The sequence below is a fragment of the Leptogranulimonas caecicola genome (assembly GCF_023168405.1).
Taxonomy (GTDB): Bacteria; Actinomycetota; Coriobacteriia; order Coriobacteriales; family Atopobiaceae; genus Leptogranulimonas; species Leptogranulimonas caecicola.
The window spans coordinates 87,372-104,628 of the sequence record NZ_AP025285.1; the positions used below are offsets into that span (position 1 = coordinate 87,372).

Below are 17,257 nucleotides of genomic sequence, written 5' to 3' on the forward strand. Positions count from 1 at the left end.
CAGGTGCATACCCACCAGTTCGCGTTTACGATACGAGAAGGGCGATTCCTGCAGGTTTTGCCAACAAAGCTTGCACGATTGCACTGTACCTTAGTTACAGGGTGCCCGCTCCGCCAATCTTCGGGGCATCGCTCGCGGCCCGCCCGCGCCGCAGCCCCGACCTCACGCCACTGCCCGTCGCTTTCCCAGGGAGGGACCATGACTTCTGCCCGAGAAGAACTCCGCCGCCAGGCTCGCGACAAAACTGCTGCAGAGGTAGCCCAGCTAGAGCAGCGAGGCTTGGTGCTGGCGGGTAACGGCTTCGCTTCGGTGCTCCTGGTGAAAGGCGAGCCCGGACCTGCTGAGGCTGCTGGTGGCGTGCTTTTGTCGGGAGCCGACGGCGCCGCCCTCCACGCCGCCCTCGAGCGCCTGGGCTATGCCCCGGAAGACTGGTGCGCCCTGAGCGCTGTGACTGCCGCGGGGGCGCCGGTGGATCCGGAGGGCTTTCGGCTGGCACTGGCCGCCTTGAGCCCCTCTACGGTGATTCTTTGCGACGAGACGGCGGCCAACCTGGCCCGAGAAACCCTCGCCCCCGAGCTTGTGGCTCTGCCAACGCTCGAATGCGCCATGTTGCAGCCGGGCTATGTGACCGAGGTGCTGGGCCTGCGCCTGTTGAATCTAGGCGGCTTCGAGGCGGCTCTGGCCGATCCCGCCGCCAAGCAGCTGCAGTGGGCCTACCTCAAGCAGCTGCCTCCGCTGGGAGAACCCTACTAGGCGCCGCGAGAGTATCTTTGCAGAGGCGCATGCAGACCTGCCGCCCCATACCTGCTAGGCGCCGCCTTACGCCACAAGGCGCCGCGTCTTAGTGTCATACGAGTTCGTTTCACATCTGTAGAAACCGCAGTGACTGCCGAGTTGGCCGCCGCGTGTCCCGCCGTGGAGTAGATTGAAGGTCATAGAGGCGAAACAGTTCGCCATGGGGGCGAGCCTCGCAATTGAGGGCCTTGCACCCCGCGAGAAGGGAGCTTGCGGCAGCGTCGCGGCGCCCAGAAGGAGAAGGGAACATTCATGGCAGTTGGCAAGCCTATCGACGCCGTTGCCACCCCCGAGTGGGCGGCCCTGCAAGCGCACTTTGACGAGCTTCAAAAGGAGGGCATCTCCCTCAAGGACTGGTTCGCCGCCGATCCCGAGCGCGTGCCTTCCATGACCTTTGACGTCGAGGACCTGCGCTTCGACCTCTCTAAAAACCTAGTGACCTCCAAGACCTTGGATCTTCTGGCCAACCTGGGCGAGGCAGTGGGCGTGCGCGAGCGCTTCTCGGCCATGCTGGCGGGCGAGCACATCAACACCACCGAGGACCGCGCCGTCCTCCACACCGCGCTGCGCCGCCCTGCCTCTGAGGCAGGCACCCTTATGGTGGACGGCCAGGATGCCGTGGCAGACGTGCACGAGACCCTGGGCCGTATCTACGACTTTGCCGAGAAGGTCCGCTCCGGTGAGTGGAAAGGCGTTACTGGCAAGGCCATCAAGACCGTGGTGAACATTGGCATCGGCGGCTCTGACCTGGGTCCGGCCATGGCCTATCAGGCCCTGGAGGCCTATGCCGACGCAGGCATTTCTGCCCGCTTCATCTCCAACATCGATCCCAACGACCTGGCCATGAAGGTGGCCGGCCTGGATCCTGAGACCACCATGTTCATCGTGGTGTCCAAGACCTTCACCACTCTGGAGACCATCACCAACGCCCGTGAGGCCCGCACCTGGCTGCTGGACAAGCTGGCCGAGACCGGCGCCATCGACGGCTCCGAGGCCTCTTGCAAAGACGCCGTGTCCAAGCACTTTGTAGCCGTGTCCACCAACCTCAAGCTGGTGGAGGAGTTTGGCATCGACCCCGCCAACGCCTTTGGCTTCTGGAATTGGGTGGGCGGCCGCTACTCGGTGGACTCCGCGGTGGGCACCATCCTGGCCGTGGTCCTCGGTCCCTCCAACTTCCAGGACTTCCTGGCAGGCATGAACGCCATGGACCGCTACTTTGCCAACACTCCGCTGCGCCAGAACGCCATCGCCCTCATGGGTCTCATGAACGTGTGGTACGTGGACTTCTTCAAGAGCTACAGCCACGCCGTGCTGCCCTACAACCAGTACCTCTCCCGCTTCCCGGCCTACCTTCAGCAGCTCACCATGGAATCCAACGGCAAGTCCGTGCGCTGGGACGGCACCCCCGTCACCTGCCACACTGGCGAGGTGTTCTGGGGCGAGCCGGGCACCAACGGCCAGCACGCCTTCTATCAGCTGCTGCACCAGGGCACCTCGATGATCCCTGCCGACTTCATCGCTTTTGTGAACACCCCCAACCCCACCCGCGACGGCGACCAGGACGTCCAGGAGCTTTTCTTGGGCAACTTCTTGGCTCAGACCAAGGCCTTGGCCTTTGGCAAGACGGCCGACGAGGTGCGCGCCGAGGGCACTCCCGAACAGATCGTCCCCGCCCGCGTCTTTGAAGGCAACCGTCCTACCACCTCCATTTTTGGCGTGGCGCTGACTCCCTTCTCCCTGGGCGAGCTCATTGCCATCTACGAGCACATTACCTTTGTGGAAGGCGCCGTCTGGGGCATCGACTCCTACGACCAGTGGGGCGTTGAGCTGGGCAAGCAGCTGGCCAAGCAGATTACCCCGGCACTCTCTGAGTCCGACGCCGCTCTGGCCGAGCAGGACGCTTCCACCCAGAGCCTCATTGGGTTCTACCGCGAGAATCGCGTGTGGTAGGTGCCGTGCGACGTGCTGCTGGTGCGCGTAAATGCGGCCGGCAAAGAGGGGTTTGCGCCCCTCTGAAAACTTACTGCGTTGGCTACAAATAGTGTTACTAACGTGGTAGAAAATGCTACTTTAGTAACGCATTAATGTAGCATATGCAGCAGCTTTTTCCAGTGCTGCAAAGGGTAACCTCTTTGCTCTTTGGAGTTCTTAGAGCCGGCCCTTGCGGCCCTGCGCGGCCCTGCGCTTATAGAACCCTGTTGTCACCAACGGCAACAGGGTTCTTGGCTTCTTAGGTGAGATATTTTGTGGGTCGCAGGCGCCCCCAGTGCCCCTGTTAGAATGAGGACAATGAACTCAACCATGAGCCCGTGAGGGCGCATTCAGGCAGGAGGCCGGCCGTGGCGCAGCTTATCGATATCCAGCAGGTGGTCATAGGGCCTAGAGATCTCATCGCAACCGTGCGCATCGCTGATGGCGCACCCCTCATGACCTCGGAGGATGTAGAGGCCACTGCCCATGTCTACTGGCTCATGCCAGAGATCGCCAACCATGCCTGCCTAGGTGACGCCGGCACCACTTTCCAGGACGCTATGGGAGACACGGAGCTGGCCCATCTGCTGGAGCATGTCACCCTGGAGCTTTTGGCTCAAACCAACATGGCGGGCGATATGAGTCACGGGCGCACGGCTCCAACAGATGTGGATCGCACCTACACCGTCACGTTAGCCTGCCCTGACGACGTGTTGGTGGCGGGGGCGCTTTCCTCGGCAGCCTGGATCTTGCAGTGGGCCTATAGCGGCGCCAATCCCGACACCGAGCCCAACGTTCCCGCTATCGTCCAGGGCTTGGTGGACCTCACCCAGGCGGCCTTCGCGTCGCCGGAAGACGATGCTGAGACGTCTGAGGACGCCGCCATCGAGCCGGTGGACGAGGCAGAAATCGATACTGTCGCCGAGCTGGATGAAGCCGCCCAGGACCAGGAAGCGCCGCAGATGCCAGAGGCCCCGCAGGCGCCCGAGGTTCCGCAACCCGCAGAGGTCGTTGAGGCTCAGGCGGAGGCTGTCCCTTCGGCCACGGAGACCGCAGAGATGGTCATCGACCGTGCGCCAGCTGCAACTCAGGATCCCCAAGACATGGACTAGCGCTTTTCCCAATGGGGTGCCAGCAGCTGAGGGCGCGGGTTTCTCGACAAGGCGAAGTGGCGCAAGCGAGGCCCTGCTGCTGCCAGAGTATCTTGGACACAGCGCGAATGGCGTGATGCAGTCGTGAGGTGGGCGCTGCGCGAGCAGTGAAGGTGCTTTTGGTAATTGAGGGAATTTTCTAAAAGACGCCCAACCTAAAAAGGCGTAGGAGAGGCCCTGGCTAAACTGGGTATACAAGTGCATCAGTGAAGTGGACGTAGCCGAGTGAGTGCGTCATCGTTAGTAGAGATGCGTGATCAAAGACCGCAGGGCGGCCTGCATGAGCGGGTCTGCACCTAATTCGCCTCTTCGGAGGGCGGCACACAAGGAGGATATGATGGCTAAGGGTGGACTTGGGTTTGTGTTTGGCGCCGTGGTGGGTGCTGGTATCGGCGCGGTGTGCGGCCTGCTGCTGGCCCCGCGCTCTGGCGAAGAGACCCGCGCCATGGCGGCAGATTCCATGAATGATGTATGGGACAAGGCTGTCGACGCCTATGAGAAGGGCGCCGACCAGGTAGCCAGCAAGCTCAACAACGTGTCTCCTGCCGTCTCTGCCAAGACTGACGAGCTGCGCGCCAAGGTCGATCTGGCTCGCGAGCGCATGGATCAGCTGCGCTCTTCGCTGTCTGACTCTGTGAACCAGGCTTCGGCCAGCGTCCAGGACGCCCTCAACAACGTCGCCCAACAGGCAGAGGCCGCAGCTCCCGCTTCCGCTGCCACCCCTGCTCCTGCCGAGAAGCCCGTGGATGCCAAGGTGGAGCCCGTCGAGGGCTAGGCCTTTCCGGCGAGCCGCTGGGCTGGGATTTGCCGCTAGGCTGCGGCTGCCCAAGGCTACGGCGTTAGGTCGAGCGACGATCCGCTGAGCTACGGTTTTTAGTGCGAGCTGCAAAGCCCGAGTCACCTGCCGGTGCCTCGGGCTTTTTGGTGGCGAGGGTTGGTGGAGCTGCGAGCCGGTAGGGTTGGTAGGGCTGGTATGGCTGGCCGGACTGCTGAGACTGTTTTGCTACGTGGATTTTGGAGCCAATTTGGCGGTTTCACTACGTGAATTCACGTAGTGAAACCTAAAACTCCAGGTCGCGAAAAACATTAGCTACGTGAATCCACGTAGCTAATCCCATGAAGCGAGTAGGTTTCTTAGGGTATGGCGCTAAACGGCCCTCAGGTAGCCAGATGCGCGTCATCGATGGCCTATGTTCAACAGTAACTAATTTGATTGGTAGGTTTTAGGGGCATTAGGCGTGCGTTCGGGCTTAAATCCAAACTTGAGTTCACAAAACCCCAGGTCGCGAAAGCTCGGTGGAGCGTGAATCCACTAATCAAATGTCATATATTGGCACCCCCCCCCGGTCGCCGCCTCTAAATCGAGAGTTCCCGGACCCGCAAGCCCCAGGCTCATCGCACGCTTTCTGCCCAGGCTGCCGCCCGCAAGCCTGCGGCCTACATCTCCCTAAATTTCACGGCCGTGGACGTCGCCGTGAATCTCGCCCAAAAGCGTTCCTGAGCGCGCCGCACTCTGCACGGTCACGGTAGAATAGCGGCACCACGCCGAGACTTTGGATGTAGAAATGTTAACCATGGAACAGCTTATAGGTCAGAAGGTTTTTCAGCCCCGGCCTGCCTCCAAAAAGACGCGCACCGACGGCACCCCCGCTGCTCCCAAGCGCATAGGCAAGGTCCACAACCTGGTCTTTTCTCCTGATGGGCTTCAGGTCGTGGGGCTCCTGGTCAAGCGCCCGGACGTGGCTGGCATGATTAAGCGCGAGGATCTCTTCGTACCCCTTAGCGGCTTTACCACCTTCGAGGGCGGCCTCCTCATCAAGGACGGCACCCCTACCGACGAAGCCGCTGCCAAGGCGCTCCGTCTCGATTTGGATAAATGCATCATCTGGGGCGGCATGGACGTGGTGTCCCAGGACGGCGCTTCGCTGGGCTACGTGGCCGACTGCTCCTTCGATTGGAAGACAGGCGCCCTCGGCACGCTCTATGTCACCGACGGCGCCATGGCCGCCACGCTGGTAGGCTCTGTGCCCCTGCCGGCCAACCTTTTGGTGGGCTACTCCAAAGGCACTATGGTGGTGAAGCCCGAGGCCGCCCAGGTCCAGCTCACCGGCGGCATCATGGCCAAGGCTGGCGAGGGTTTTGGCCAGGCTCAGGTGGCTGGCAAAAAAGCCGCGGCTAAAGCAGGTAAAGTGGCCGGCGACGCCCTGGACAAGGGATCCTTCGCCCTGGGCCGCGCGTTGGGCTCTGCCAAGCGTTCCTTATCAGAAGCCCTGGCAGACGACGAGGAAGAGGCTCCCGCCGCCCCTGCTAAAGCTCTGGACGTGCAGGTGGAAAAGCCGCCCGCGCCTCAAAAGCTCTCCGGTGAGACCCAGACGCCCACTCCCCCTACCTATGCGCCTGCCTCGGCTTCCAAAACTTCTTCTGCCGAGAAGCCCTCGCCCGCTCGCGCTGGCGCCTCTTCTAAGGACAGCAAGGCCAGAGCAGCTGCGACGCCTAAGGCCCCCGGCACTAAGCCGGAGGCCTCTAAGCCTTCCGGCCTCGGCGCGTCCGCCGGAAAAAAGAAGGCAGCCCCGCAGGCCACCACGGCAGACAAGGCCGCCAAGGCTGTGGGCAAGCAGCTGGGGCGCACCAAAGGCATGTTCAAGAGCTTCCTCAAAGAGTTTGATGAGGCCAGCAAGTGATCCTCGACTTGCAATCATGGAGGTCCCCAGGGCAATCCTTTATCCCTAATGGGTACAAAATTCCAGTTGTAAGCCGCACTTTCTGGCAAGAGCTAACAGCTTTGTAAGCCCTTTGGAACTAGGCACACATGCCTTGGTCACAGCTTCGCGCTACTCTAAGAACTACCGGGCGGTTCCGCCCGTGTTATGAGAACGGATTGATTCATGAGCCAACAGCCACGCCATCGCGCCGCAGATCATAGTCGTCACAAGGCCTCCCACCGCGCCGACAATCCCGCGCCCAAGCACGTCAAAGCCCCGGGGGCAGATCCTCGCAATCAGGCCAATCCCGCAGCTCAGCACACGGGCGCCAATCCCTACCTTGATTCCAAAGAAGGTGCAGCTCAGACTGGCTACAGGGCTCCAGCTCCCAATCCGGTGCTTTCCAGCGACGCCCCCATTGGGCACACGGCTCATGGCTTCAAGCCGGTGCGTGAGGTGGGCGGCGGCAAGCATAAAATATCAAAACAAAAGCGCAACCGGGCCATCCTGGTCATCGTCCTTATCTTCGCCGCCATCGGCGGCATGGCAGCGCTGGCCTGGTTCAACCGCAATGTGACTTTCAACCTCAACGGCCAGGAGGCCACCGTCAAGGTGGGTACCACCATCGACCAGCTCATGCGCGACAAGGGGCTCTCCTACGCCCCCGGCGATCTCTTGAGCGTCAAGGGCGATGTGCTTGAGCAGGGTGCGGGCAACGCCTATTCGGCCAAGCTGGGTGACCAAGACATGGCTCCCCAGGAGGCTGGCTCCTACCGCATTCAGGGAGGCGAAGACCTCACCCTGGTCGACGGTACCGACACCACAGAGGAGTACGACTCCCAAATCGTCGAAGAGCAGCCCAAGCTGGTTATGGAGGGCGCGTGGGGCTCGGTCTCTTATGTCAAGCAGTGGGGCAAGGTGGGCCAAATCGAGATGCGCACCGGCAAGCGCTCCGGCGAGACCGCCCAGGGCGATGTCAAGCAAGAGGTGCAAAACTGCATCATCGCGGCCCGCATGGTGGAGCCGGCCAACGGCGAGAAGCTTGTGGCGCTTACCTTCGACGACGGCCCTTCCGAGTACACCCAGCAGTACCTGGACATCCTCAAGCGCTACGACGCCAAGGCCACCTTCTTCAACCTGGGCGACAACATCGCCAACTACCCCGATACCGCCAAAGCCATCGTGGATGCGGGCATGCAGCTGGCCAGCCATACCCAGACCCATCAGCAACTGCCGCTTTTAGGTGCCGAGAAGCTCCAGCAAGAGCTCACTGCCACCTTTACTGAGATCGATAAGGCTACCGGTGTGAAGACTACCGTCATCCGCCCGCCTTACGGCGACTTCAAGCAGCGCACCTGGATTGAGTCTGGCGGCCTCATGAGCCTGTCGGTTCTCTGGACCCAGGACACCTTGGATTGGAAGCGCCCCGGCGCATCCACCATCGTGGACAACGCGCTGGCAGGCATCGGGCCAGGATCCATCATCCTCATGCACGACGGCGGCGGCAACCGCGAGCAGGACGTGCAGGCGCTCCCCACCATCATCGAGCGCTTGCAAGCAGACGGCTACAAGCTGGTGACTGTCGACGAGCTGCTGGCTTCGGACCCCAATGTGCCCCAGGACATTGCTTCCGGCAATGCCACGCTGCCCGAAGGCTGCGTCTGGCCAACTGAGCTGGGCGACGCCTAAATGAGCTCTGAAGGCATAGCACATCGCATCGAGACGTCCATCGACGCTGCGTCTTGCATGCATCTTCTGGAGCGCGAACCCAAAGAGCAGGCGGCCGACTGGTGCTACCGCGTGCTGCTGCACAACATCCAGATGCTCTATATGCCGCCGGGGGCCATTCTGCGCGAGCCGGATCTGGCCAGCCGCCTAGATGTCTCGCGCACCCCAGTGCACGAGGCCATCAAGCGCCTCATCGAGGCCCATCTGGTCTATGTGGCCCCTAAGCGCGCCACCTTCGTCTCCCTCATCGACATGGAGGTCCATGCCCAAGGTCGCTTTGCGCGCACCGCAGTGGAACCCTTGCTCATCGCCCAGCTTCAGGGCCGCCTTACCCCTGAGCAGCGGGCCGACTTCGCCACCAACATCGAGCATCAGGAACTCATGGCCCGCCAGGGCGCAAACCCCCGCGAGGTGGTGGCAGTTGACGACCAGTTTCACCACCTGCTCTACACCCACACGGGAAACGAGTTGGTGTGGCAGGCAAACCGCATGGTCTCGGCCCAGTTCGACCGAGTGCGTTACATGGGCCTGGTCCTGGGCTACGAGCGCCTCATGGTAGGGGAGCACGACTTCATCCTCGACATTCTGGAGACCGGTGACGTGCCTGTCATCGACATCTATGACATGGTGGACGCCCACCTCAAGGGCTACCGCCGCTTCATCGACCGCCTCATGGTGGATCACCCGGAGTACTTCGTCTGACTGCCACCCCGCGGCGCCACCAGCTCACTCCGTCCCATAACCTCGCTTCACAAAACAACGCGCCTCCAGGGGGCAGAACCTGGAGGTGCGTTTCTGTGAGGAAGAAGCTTTTCTCGGCAGAAATTGGGGCTGCCGAGAAACCCGAGGCCCTCAGGGTTGTGCCCGTGGGGTGGGATGCGAGGGCTAAGAGATGAGGGTGGACGCCTCGCGTGCCAGGCGCTCCACGGTGGCAAAGTCGCCGGCGGAGACCACGTCGGCGGGGGCGACCCAGGTGCCGCCCACGCAAAAGACGTTGGGGGCAGCCAGGTAGGCGGGCGCATTGGTGGGCTTGATGCCGCCGGTGCACATGAACTTGACCTGGGGGAAGGGACCGCCCATGGCGTGGAGGGCGGCGGTGCCGCCAGAGAGCTCGGCGGGGAAGAGCTTGACGTGGGTGACGCCTAGTCGCAGGGCTCGCATGAGCTCGGAAGGGGTGGAGAGGCCGGGTACCACGGGGACGTTGTGGTCAACGCAGTAGGCGACGGAGTCTTCGGCCAGACCGGGGCTCACGATGAATCGGGCGCCCGCTTCGAGGGCGGCCTGGGTGGTAGGTACATCCAGCACGGTGCCGGCGCCTACCAAAAGCTCGGGGACTTCTGCGGCCATGCGGGCGATGCACTTGGCGGCGCAGGGGGTGCGAAAGGTGACTTCGGCAGCAGGTAGGCCCCCGGCCACCAGGGCGCGGGCCAGCGGCACGGCAAAGGCCGGATTGTCGATGGTGATCACCGGGATGATGGCGATCTCTTCCAGGCGGTCGAGCACGTTGGTGACCTGGGGATTCGTGGCATAGGTGGACATGGTTTTAGGCCTCCTGGGGCGCGTGGGCCGGATCATTCATGAAGGCTTCCAGTGCCTCGCGGCAAGGCAAGCCCTCGTTGTCTCCGCGGCTGGTGAGCTGGATTGCGCCTATGGCGCAGCCGCGACGCACGGCCTCGGGGATGGAGGCATGCTCCAGCAGGGCGGAGATGACACCGGCTGCAAAACCGTCGCCGGCCCCCACGGTGTCCACGATGGTGTCCACATAAAAGCCGGGCACATAACCGCTCTCGCCTGTGGCCGAGGCCCAGTAAGCCCCCTTGGCGCCCAGCTTGACGATGACCAGCTTGGAGCCAGTCTCAAGGTAATGGGCGGCAGCCGCCTGCTCGTCTGTGGTGCCCAGCAGCACTTCGCACTCATTGATGCCGGGCAAGAAGATGTCTGAGAGGGCCGCGAGGGCGTTGGTGGTGTCCACCATGGTTTGGGTGTCGGGCCAAAGCTGCGGGCGCAGGTTACAGTCGAAGGAGATGGCCACGCCGGCGTCTTTGGCTTGGCCCATGAGGTCGAGGGTGGCGGCGCGGCAGGAGTCGGAAAGCGCAGGCAGAATGCCCGTGAGGTGCACTAGGGCGCATTGGGAGAGATCGACGTTTACGAGGTCCTCAGGGCTCAGGGTGCTGGCTGCCGAGCCGGCGCGGAAGTAATAGATCTCGGGGTCGCCTGAGGTCACCTGGCTCTTGAGCATGAAGCCTGTGTTGCGCTCGGTGGTCTTGATCACCTGGGAGGTGTCGATGCCAATCTCTGCCATGAGCTTTAAGATGCGGGCGCCAAAGGGGTCGGGGCCCAGTTTGGTGAGGAAGGCGGCCTCGTGGCCTAGGCGGGTGAGGCCCACGGCCACGTTGAACTCGGCTCCGGCAATGGCAAAGGTGTAGCTGCCGACGTCTTCTAGGGGTCCGGGATTGTCGGCGATGAATAAGCCCATGGGCTCTCCCACGAGCAGGACGTTTTTGGGCATGGGATAGCTCCTTTCGCAAAACGATGCCTCTAAGGCGTATTGAGATATATATTTCCACGCCTGGAAGAGCTTGAGGAGCACAATGCCCAACTTTTGTGCTATAGAGCGCATTTCCACGAAGGATTGAGTCAGCTGAAAACGCTGTGGAAAATGCGATCTATACTAAGATATTCGCAGGTAAATATAGAAAAAATACTGCATAATCTATTTCCATGACGCTTTCTAAGCACATCTTGAACTACCGCTCGCCACTGAAATACCACCGTCTGCCGCCTGAAAGACACCTAAGGGCTCCCAGATAGAAATATATAACTAGCCAACGGACCAACGGCACATCGCCCGCGGCCAACTAGGAGCCAAAAGGTGTTGCAGCCCACCCAAGGGAGGCAACCTCAGGCGTAAGGGTTTCTCGGCATATAGATGTTGGGACGTCTCTCACACACGCCAGGCTCTTGCCACTTCATGCAGGACCGCAGGTGCGGCCCCCACTCTAAGGAGGAACAGATGACTTCCCTTTTCGATCTTTCCGGCAAGAAGGCCATCGTCACCGGAGGCACGCGCGGCCTGGGTCGCGGCATCGCCGAGGGCCTCATGGAGGCCGGCGCGGCAGTGACTATTTTTGGCACCGGCGAGTCGACGAAGACCGTGGCCGCCGAGTTTTGCGCCAAGGGCTTCGATTGCCGCGGCATCATCGTGGACATTGGCGACCGCGTGGCCTGCAAGGAGGCCTATGACGAGGCTGTGCGCGAGATGGGCGGCCTGGACATCCTGGTGAACTGCGCCGGCGTGCAGGCCCGTCACCCCTCCGAGGAGTTCCCCTTTGAGGACTGGGACTGGGTCATCAACGTGAACCTCAACGCCACCTTCGAGCTCTGCCAGCTGGCCGGCAACACCTTCATCGCCCAGGGCCACGGCAAGATCATCAACCTGGCTTCCATGCTCACCTTCTTTGGCGGCTTCACTGTGCCCGCCTACGCCGCATCCAAGGGCGCCGTCGCGCAGCTCACCAAGGCCCTGTGCAACGAGTGGGCCTCCAAGGGCATCAATGTAAACGCCATCGCACCCGGCTACATGGACACCGACATGAACACCGCCCTCACCGACCCCACCAATCCCCGCTACAAGGAGATCACCGACCGCATCCCGGCCCACCGTTGGGGCACCGGCGACGACATGAAAGGCGCCGCCATTTTCCTGGCCTCCGCCGCCTCTGACTATCTGAATGGCGCGGTGATTCCTGTAGACGGCGGCTACCTGGTCAAATAGTGTCAATTGCCATAGATATTTGAAGGAGCCCTTACATCATGCAGGTCATCATCACTGACAACGATCACGCCAATATCGATACCGAGAAGGCCATCCTCGATGCTGCGGGCGTTCCCTTTCGCCTGGAGCAATGCGTCACCGAGGACGACGTCATCGAGCGCTGTGCCGACGGCGAGATCTTCCTCAACCAGTACGCGCCTATCACCCGCAAGGTGGTAGAGGCCCTGCCCAACCTCAAGCTCGTGGTGCGCTATGGCGTGGGTGTGAACAATGTGGACGTCGAGGCCTGCACCGAGCACGGCGTGCAGGTGGAGAACGTGCCGGACTACGGCATGAACGAAGTGGCAGACCAAGCCATCGCCCTCATGATGGCGCTGCTGCGCAAGGTGGTGTACATGAACGAGTACACCAAGCATGTGGGCTGGGACTACACCAAGTCCATGCCCATCCATCGCCTTTCCGACCTCACCTGCGGCGTCATTGGCCTAGGCCGCATCGGCCGCGAGTTTGCCAAGCGCGCCCATGCCCTGGGCATGAAGGTCATTGGCTATGACCCTTACTTCACCCCCGGCGACGACTTTGCCTTTGTGAAGCAAGTGGAGCTGGACGAGCTTATGGCAAATGCCGACGTGATCTCTGTGCACTGCCCGCCTGAGCATGCCATGGACATGTTCAACAAGGACGCCTTCGCCCGCATGAAGAATACCGCCTACCTCATCAACGTGGCCCGCGGCGGCATCGTGAACGAGGCCGATCTCGAAGTGGCCTTGAACGAGGGCCAGATCGCCGGCGCTGCCCTGGACTGCATGGACAACGAGCCTGTGGAGCCCGGCAACCCTCTCTTTGCCCATGACAACCTGCTGGTCACCCCTCACATGGCTTGGTACTCCGAGGAGGCCGCAGACGAGCTCAACTCCAAAGTGGCCGAGGAGGCTGTGGCCTTCGCAACCGGCAAGCCTATCCGCTATCCCGTGAACCATCTGGCATAGTGCGCAAAGCCTGCGAGCTGCAGGGGGGTGCAGTCTCCCTGGCTCGCAGGGCGCGTGACGCCTATGCATGACTCCCCTAAAGGAGGGACCTTATGCGCAAGCGCATCCCCATTTTGATAGTGGGCACCATCACGCTGCTGTTTTTAGGCCTCATCTACGGCTACTCAGTGGTCATGGCGCCCCTCAAAGCCCAGTTTGACTGGTCGGTCTCCGGCATGACGGTGATCTTTGCCCTGTCCATGATCTCTTTCACCATTGGCAATCTGGTGGCAGGCAAGCTCCTGAAGCGCCACAACGTGCGCTTTGTAATGACCGTGGCCATCGCGTTCTTGCTGGTGGGCTTCATTGGCTCTGCTTTGGTAGACGGTGCTGCCAGCCTTCCTGCGGTCTGGTGCACCTACGGCGTCATTGCCTCGGTGGGCATCGGCTTCGTCTACAACGTCATCGTGCCTACGATCACCGCCTGGTACCCAGACAAGACCGGCATGGCCCAAGGCGTCTGCCTCATGGGCTACGGCCTGGGCGGCTTCGTGCTGGGCCCCGTGCTCACGCAGCTCTACACCGTCATGGACTGGCGAATCGTGTTCGTGGCCATGGCGGTGATCTTCTCGGGCCTGGTGTTTGCCAGCTCTATCGTCATCCACATGCCCTCGCCTGAGGAGGCTGCTCAGCTTCCTGCTTCCAAAGCCATGGGCGACAACGCCGGCAACGCCGCCGGCACCAAGGACGTGCCCACCCACGAGCTGTTCCGCGACCCCACGTTCTACTTCTTCTACCTGTGGATGTTCTTGCTGGGTGCGGTGGGTATGGCGACCACCGGCATCGGCCGCGAGTTTCCCACCAGCCTGGGCGCCGACGCCGTCACCGCCGCCTTTGTCATTGGCTTTGTGAACATCGGCTCTGGCCTGGGGCGCCGTCATCGTCACCATGGCCTTTGTGGTGCGCAAGGTCTGGGGTCAGGCCAACTTCGCCGAGAACCTGGCAGTGGTCAACTCCTACGGCATCTTTGCCGCCCTGGTGGGCTCCATGGGCTCCGGCGTGCTGGTGCAGGCGGTGGGCTCTCTGGCCACCGTGCTTGTCGTGATGGCGTGCTTTGGCGTACTGGGTCTGGCAGATTCCCTGATCTTGAACGCTCATCGCTCCAAGGTTGCCCGCCTCAAGCTGGCTAAAGCGGGCGCAAAGGCCGAGTAGGGTTTCTCGGCAGCATTTAACTCCAATCATCCTCGCGAAGGAGGATCTCATGAAAGACGAAACCTGTGCCTATTGCATGACCTGGGACGACCCTAGCCTCATGAATGCCTACGGCATTCCCCTGGCTGAGCTGGATAATTCCAACCTGATCCTCTTCAAGGAGCAGAGTCATCCGGGCCGCGTTATCGTAGCCGCCAAGCAGCACGTGGACGACATCTCCGACCTCTCTGAGGAAGAGGCCCTGGCCTACATGGCCGACGTGCGTCGCGTGGCCGCCGCCCTGCACAAGGCCTTCGCGCCCCAGAAGATCAACTTTGGCGCCTACGGCGACCTCATGCACCATCTGCATTTCCACCTGGTGCCCAAGTACTCCGATGACGACTACGAGTGGGGCGACGTCTTCGCCATGAATCCCGGCCGCGTGGCCCTCACGCAAGCCGAGTATGACGAGCTGGGCAAGAAGATCCTTGCCGCGCTGGAGGACTGACGTTTCTGCCCAGTCTCACAACATGGCCCGTCTGCTGAGCCGGCCTGCCTTGCGAGGCGGCCGGCTTTTCGCATGCGTATGCAGACAGAGGGGGGTGTTCCGGGCCTAATCCCGGTGGTCAAGCCGATCTGAGAGGTACAGACTTGCCGACAGCGCTTGTAAGCAAGCCTGAAGAAGGATAGGGTGGCGCACCTAGTCTTTGATAGTGAGTTTTATGGTGCCAGCACTTGTAAATAATTCCCAGGGAACAACCTCGATAAGAACAATATAGTTGTCGAATAATTAAGGATATGTGATAATCAAAATAAGGGGACTTCGCAAGAAGGAGCTGCTATGGGCATTCGGCAAAGAAGTTGGGTCACAGTGGCGATTTGTAGGAGTCCTTCTTGTGGGCGCACTGCTTATGCCTTCGCCTCTTGTTACTGGGGGTGGATTTGCACCTAGCGGTGCGCAACAAGCAAATTTCGCAATCACCGGCTCAACAGGCAAAGTGCTTGCGTTGGGCGTAAGCGAGAGAGCTGCTAATCGTCACCCAGATAACGGATAGCGACTATTCCTATAGCTGTAAATACGTCATAGGGACTACGTTCGAGCGCGCAGACGCCCCGGCGTCCCATATCACACAAGAAGCCGAGAAACCCGCAGCTTAAGGAGGCTGGGGGTTTCTCGGCTTCTAGGGTTTCGAGGGTAGTTGGCACCTAGCGCGCTGTGGCGTGGGGCGTGGCGGAAAGACCCCGCAGCTGCTGCGCGCGTTAGAACAGGGCCGGGACACCCATGGCGGCGATGTCGCCCAGGAGGCTGACGTCGGTGGTGTCGGTGATGACGGCGGTGAAGTCGGTGAGCGAGGCGAAGCGGTAGCCGGCGTGGAAGTCGAACTTGGAGTGCTCGGCCAAGAGGAACTTGTAGGTGGCGTTCTCGATGGCGCGCTGCTTGACCTGGCCGCTTTCCATGGTGTCGCAGGTCACCGAGCGTTTGGGCAGGCTGATGCCGGCGCAGGAGATAAACGCCTTCTCAAAGAGCAGGGGCTCCAACAGGCTGATGGTGGTGGGGCCGGTGAACCCGCGCATGTCGGGTGAGAGGTAGCCGCCGGTTACCAGGGCTGTGACCAGAGGGTTTTTGGCCAGGATGGCGGGGACGTCGATCATGTTGGTGGTGACGATGCAGCGCTTGTCGCCGGCAGCCAGCATCTCGGCGATATGGCGGGAGGTCTCGGAGACGTCTAAGAAGATGGCGTCCCCGTCGTTGATCTCCATATAGGCGCGGGAGGCCACCTGCCGCCGGCTCTCCTCTTTGGCCGGGTCTGCCGACGTCCCAATGGTCGCCGTGGGCTCGGGAATGATGCGCGCGGCAGAGGCGGCAGCGGCGATGTCGGAGGGCGTAGGGGCTTCTGCCTCGCGGTCTATGCGAATGGCTCCGCCATAGACGCGTTTTAGGAGCCCCTGTTTGGAGAGGGCTTTGAGATCCTTGCGAATGCTGTCTACCGAAATATCGAACAGTTCAGCGAGTTCTTCGACGGTTACTCGTCCCTGTGTTTCAAGATAAGCAAGAATACCTTCTCGGCGTTCGTTGGGGAACACAAGGAGTCACCTCGTTTCACGCGTTGGACAGGGTTGGGGGAGTGTGCAGATGACGCGCTCCTAAAGCAGCTGCGTCGCACGACCGGGTTGGAGGGCCTGGCGCCCGCAGCAGGAGGCTGACGGGCTTTTATTGGGGGAGTAAAGCGGAAAAAACTAGATTTCCTAGTATGTATTTAATACCAAGAGGGCTATTTCTGGGTCGTCATTTCCTGGTTTTGCCGTTTACCCCAGAAACTCTACCGCTGAAGGGACAAAACAGGAAAAATCAGGAAAAGACGTCGTGCAAAACAGGAAATGTGGCATTCTCTGGTTGTCCGACGTTCAGTAGCTTTTTAGGAAAGGAGCGCTATGGCCAAAGCAATCGCGTCCATGCTCAAGCGCGAGAACGTCCAAATCTGGGAAGGCGCTGACTCTTGGGAGGAGGCCGTCGTCATCGCTTGCACCCCGCTGATCGACAACGGCTTCGTGGCTCCCCGTTACGCCGAGGGCATCATCGACAACGCCAACGAGTTTGGCCCCTACTTCGTGATCTGCCCCGATTTGGCACTGCTTCACGCCCGCCCCGAGCAGGGTGCCCTCAAGACCCAGCTTTCGGTCACCGTCATGCGCGAGCCGGTCTTCTTCAAGCCCGAGGGCCCCGGCGTGCGCGTCCTGGTCACCCTGGCCGCGACCGATGCCAACTCTCACCTGGAGGTCATGAAGGAGCTGGCAGTCATGTTCTCCAATCCTGACACCATCGAGAAGATCGCTACCGCCAAGACCGCCGATGAGGTCTACGACGACTTTGTCGCCGACGCCGAGAAGGCTGGCGAGTAGCTCTCCGAGCTCTTGAGGTGAGGGCGAGCGTTTCTCGGCAGGGACACGCAGAAGAACGTGCCGAGAAACCCTTGC

The 17,257-nt window shown here is 61.2% G+C and carries 16 protein-coding genes; 12 read left to right on the forward strand and 4 right to left on the reverse strand.

Going from position 1 to position 17,257, the window contains the following annotated elements; all coding sequences use genetic code 11:
• The first annotated feature begins 198 nt into the window (after nt 1-198).
• From OR601_RS00370 to OR601_RS00385, 4 genes are all read left to right on the forward strand, one after another.
• Nucleotides 199-753 (forward strand): hypothetical protein, encoded by a 555-nt coding sequence (locus OR601_RS00370; RefSeq protein WP_265591796.1) that lies wholly within the window; start codon nt 199-201, stop codon nt 751-753.
• A gap of 294 nt (nt 754-1,047) precedes the next feature.
• Nucleotides 1,048-2,745 (forward strand): glucose-6-phosphate isomerase, encoded by a 1,698-nt coding sequence (gene pgi / locus OR601_RS00375; RefSeq protein ID WP_265591797.1) that lies wholly within the window; start codon nt 1,048-1,050, stop codon nt 2,743-2,745.
• A 389-nt stretch (nt 2,746-3,134) separates the two neighbouring features.
• On the forward strand, nt 3,135-3,878 hold the full coding sequence (locus OR601_RS00380; protein ID WP_265591798.1) for a cyanophycin synthetase family protein: 744 nt from the start codon (nt 3,135-3,137) through the stop codon (nt 3,876-3,878).
• Nucleotides 3,879-4,254: 376 nt separating this feature from the next.
• Nucleotides 4,255-4,692 (forward strand): YtxH domain-containing protein, encoded by a 438-nt coding sequence (locus OR601_RS00385; protein WP_136011692.1) that lies wholly within the window; start codon nt 4,255-4,257, stop codon nt 4,690-4,692.
• Nucleotides 4,693-5,364: 672 nt separating this feature from the next.
• Here OR601_RS00385 and OR601_RS00390 read toward each other — a convergent pair.
• Complete coding sequence (locus OR601_RS00390) at nt 5,365-5,493, reverse strand: hypothetical protein (RefSeq protein WP_265591799.1); 129 nt, start codon at nt 5,491-5,493, stop codon at nt 5,365-5,367.
• Between OR601_RS00390 and OR601_RS00395 the strand changes: the two genes are divergently transcribed.
• The 3 genes from OR601_RS00395 (at nt 5,492) to OR601_RS00405 (ending at nt 9,049) form a co-directional block, all read left to right on the forward strand.
• Nucleotides 5,492-6,598 (forward strand): PRC-barrel domain-containing protein, encoded by a 1,107-nt coding sequence (locus tag OR601_RS00395; RefSeq protein ID WP_265591800.1) that lies wholly within the window; start codon nt 5,492-5,494, stop codon nt 6,596-6,598. The two genes, OR601_RS00390 and OR601_RS00395, sit on opposite strands and share 2 nt — an antisense overlap.
• Before the next feature lie 204 nt (nt 6,599-6,802).
• On the forward strand, nt 6,803-8,308 hold the full coding sequence (locus OR601_RS00400; protein ID WP_265591801.1) for a polysaccharide deacetylase family protein: 1,506 nt from the start codon (nt 6,803-6,805) through the stop codon (nt 8,306-8,308).
• Entirely contained in the window at nt 8,309-9,049 is a 741-nt protein-coding gene (locus tag OR601_RS00405; RefSeq protein ID WP_136011689.1) for a GntR family transcriptional regulator, read from the forward strand.
• 183 nt (nt 9,050-9,232) lie between these two features.
• Here OR601_RS00405 and eda read toward each other — a convergent pair whose 3' ends face one another.
• The gene (gene eda / locus OR601_RS00410) at nt 9,233-9,886 is read right to left on the reverse strand and encodes a bifunctional 4-hydroxy-2-oxoglutarate aldolase/2-dehydro-3-deoxy-phosphogluconate aldolase (RefSeq protein ID WP_265591802.1); all 654 of its coding nucleotides are present in this window, start codon (nt 9,884-9,886) and stop codon (nt 9,233-9,235) included.
• Nucleotides 9,887-9,890: 4 nt separating this feature from the next.
• The gene (locus OR601_RS00415; RefSeq protein WP_265591803.1) at nt 9,891-10,856 is read right to left on the reverse strand and encodes a sugar kinase; all 966 of its coding nucleotides are present in this window, start codon (nt 10,854-10,856) and stop codon (nt 9,891-9,893) included.
• 504 nt (nt 10,857-11,360) lie between these two features.
• Between OR601_RS00415 and OR601_RS00420 the strand changes: the two genes are divergently transcribed.
• The 4 genes from OR601_RS00420 to OR601_RS00435 all read left to right on the forward strand — a co-directional run bounded on the left by OR601_RS00420 (nt 11,361) and on the right by OR601_RS00435 (nt 14,789).
• Nucleotides 11,361-12,122 carry an SDR family NAD(P)-dependent oxidoreductase gene (locus OR601_RS00420; protein ID WP_265591804.1) on the forward strand — a complete coding sequence of 254 codons (762 nt, stop codon included), beginning with the start codon at nt 11,361-11,363 and terminating at the stop codon, nt 12,120-12,122.
• A 38-nt stretch (nt 12,123-12,160) separates the two neighbouring features.
• Nucleotides 12,161-13,111 carry a C-terminal binding protein gene (locus OR601_RS00425; protein ID WP_265591805.1) on the forward strand — a complete coding sequence of 317 codons (951 nt, stop codon included), beginning with the start codon at nt 12,161-12,163 and terminating at the stop codon, nt 13,109-13,111.
• A 92-nt stretch (nt 13,112-13,203) separates the two neighbouring features.
• Nucleotides 13,204-14,280, forward strand: coding sequence for an MFS transporter (locus OR601_RS00430; protein WP_265591806.1), 1,077 nt, complete (start codon nt 13,204-13,206; stop codon nt 14,278-14,280).
• Between the two features lie 71 nt (nt 14,281-14,351).
• Complete coding sequence (locus OR601_RS00435) at nt 14,352-14,789, forward strand: HIT family protein (RefSeq protein ID WP_265591807.1); 438 nt, start codon at nt 14,352-14,354, stop codon at nt 14,787-14,789.
• A gap of 752 nt (nt 14,790-15,541) precedes the next feature.
• Here OR601_RS00435 and OR601_RS00440 read toward each other — a convergent pair.
• Complete coding sequence (locus tag OR601_RS00440) at nt 15,542-16,366, reverse strand: DeoR/GlpR family DNA-binding transcription regulator (protein ID WP_265591808.1); 825 nt, start codon at nt 16,364-16,366, stop codon at nt 15,542-15,544.
• Between the two features lie 348 nt (nt 16,367-16,714).
• On the opposite strand from OR601_RS00440, the gene OR601_RS00445 reads away from it, so the two are divergent.
• Nucleotides 16,715-17,182 carry a PTS sugar transporter subunit IIA gene (locus tag OR601_RS00445; protein ID WP_136011679.1) on the forward strand — a complete coding sequence of 156 codons (468 nt, stop codon included), beginning with the start codon at nt 16,715-16,717 and terminating at the stop codon, nt 17,180-17,182.
• Nucleotides 17,183-17,257: the final 75 nt, after the last annotated feature.

Bases quoted from the DNA above. Each gene is read 5' to 3' on its own strand.
- OR601_RS00370 (WP_265591796.1), top strand. From the start codon at position 199: ATGACTTCTGCCCGAGAAGAACTCCGCCGCCAGGCTCGCGACAAAACT.
- pgi (WP_265591797.1), top strand. From the start codon at position 1,048: ATGGCAGTTGGCAAGCCTATCGACGCCGTTGCCACCCCCGAGTGGGCG.
- OR601_RS00385 (WP_136011692.1), top strand. From the start codon at position 4,255: ATGGCTAAGGGTGGACTTGGGTTTGTGTTTGGCGCCGTGGTGGGTGCT.
- OR601_RS00395 (WP_265591800.1), top strand. From the start codon at position 5,492: ATGGAACAGCTTATAGGTCAGAAGGTTTTTCAGCCCCGGCCTGCCTCC.
- OR601_RS00390 (WP_265591799.1), bottom strand. From the start codon at position 5,493: ATGGTTAACATTTCTACATCCAAAGTCTCGGCGTGGTGCCGCTATTCT.
- OR601_RS00400 (WP_265591801.1), top strand. From the start codon at position 6,803: ATGAGCCAACAGCCACGCCATCGCGCCGCAGATCATAGTCGTCACAAG.
- OR601_RS00405 (WP_136011689.1), top strand. From the start codon at position 8,309: ATGAGCTCTGAAGGCATAGCACATCGCATCGAGACGTCCATCGACGCT.
- eda (WP_265591802.1), bottom strand. From the start codon at position 9,886: ATGTCCACCTATGCCACGAATCCCCAGGTCACCAACGTGCTCGACCGC.
- OR601_RS00415 (WP_265591803.1), bottom strand. From the start codon at position 10,856: ATGCCCAAAAACGTCCTGCTCGTGGGAGAGCCCATGGGCTTATTCATC.
- OR601_RS00420 (WP_265591804.1), top strand. From the start codon at position 11,361: ATGACTTCCCTTTTCGATCTTTCCGGCAAGAAGGCCATCGTCACCGGA.
- OR601_RS00425 (WP_265591805.1), top strand. From the start codon at position 12,161: ATGCAGGTCATCATCACTGACAACGATCACGCCAATATCGATACCGAG.
- OR601_RS00430 (WP_265591806.1), top strand. From the start codon at position 13,204: ATGCGCAAGCGCATCCCCATTTTGATAGTGGGCACCATCACGCTGCTG.
- OR601_RS00435 (WP_265591807.1), top strand. From the start codon at position 14,352: ATGAAAGACGAAACCTGTGCCTATTGCATGACCTGGGACGACCCTAGC.
- OR601_RS00445 (WP_136011679.1), top strand. From the start codon at position 16,715: ATGGCCAAAGCAATCGCGTCCATGCTCAAGCGCGAGAACGTCCAAATC.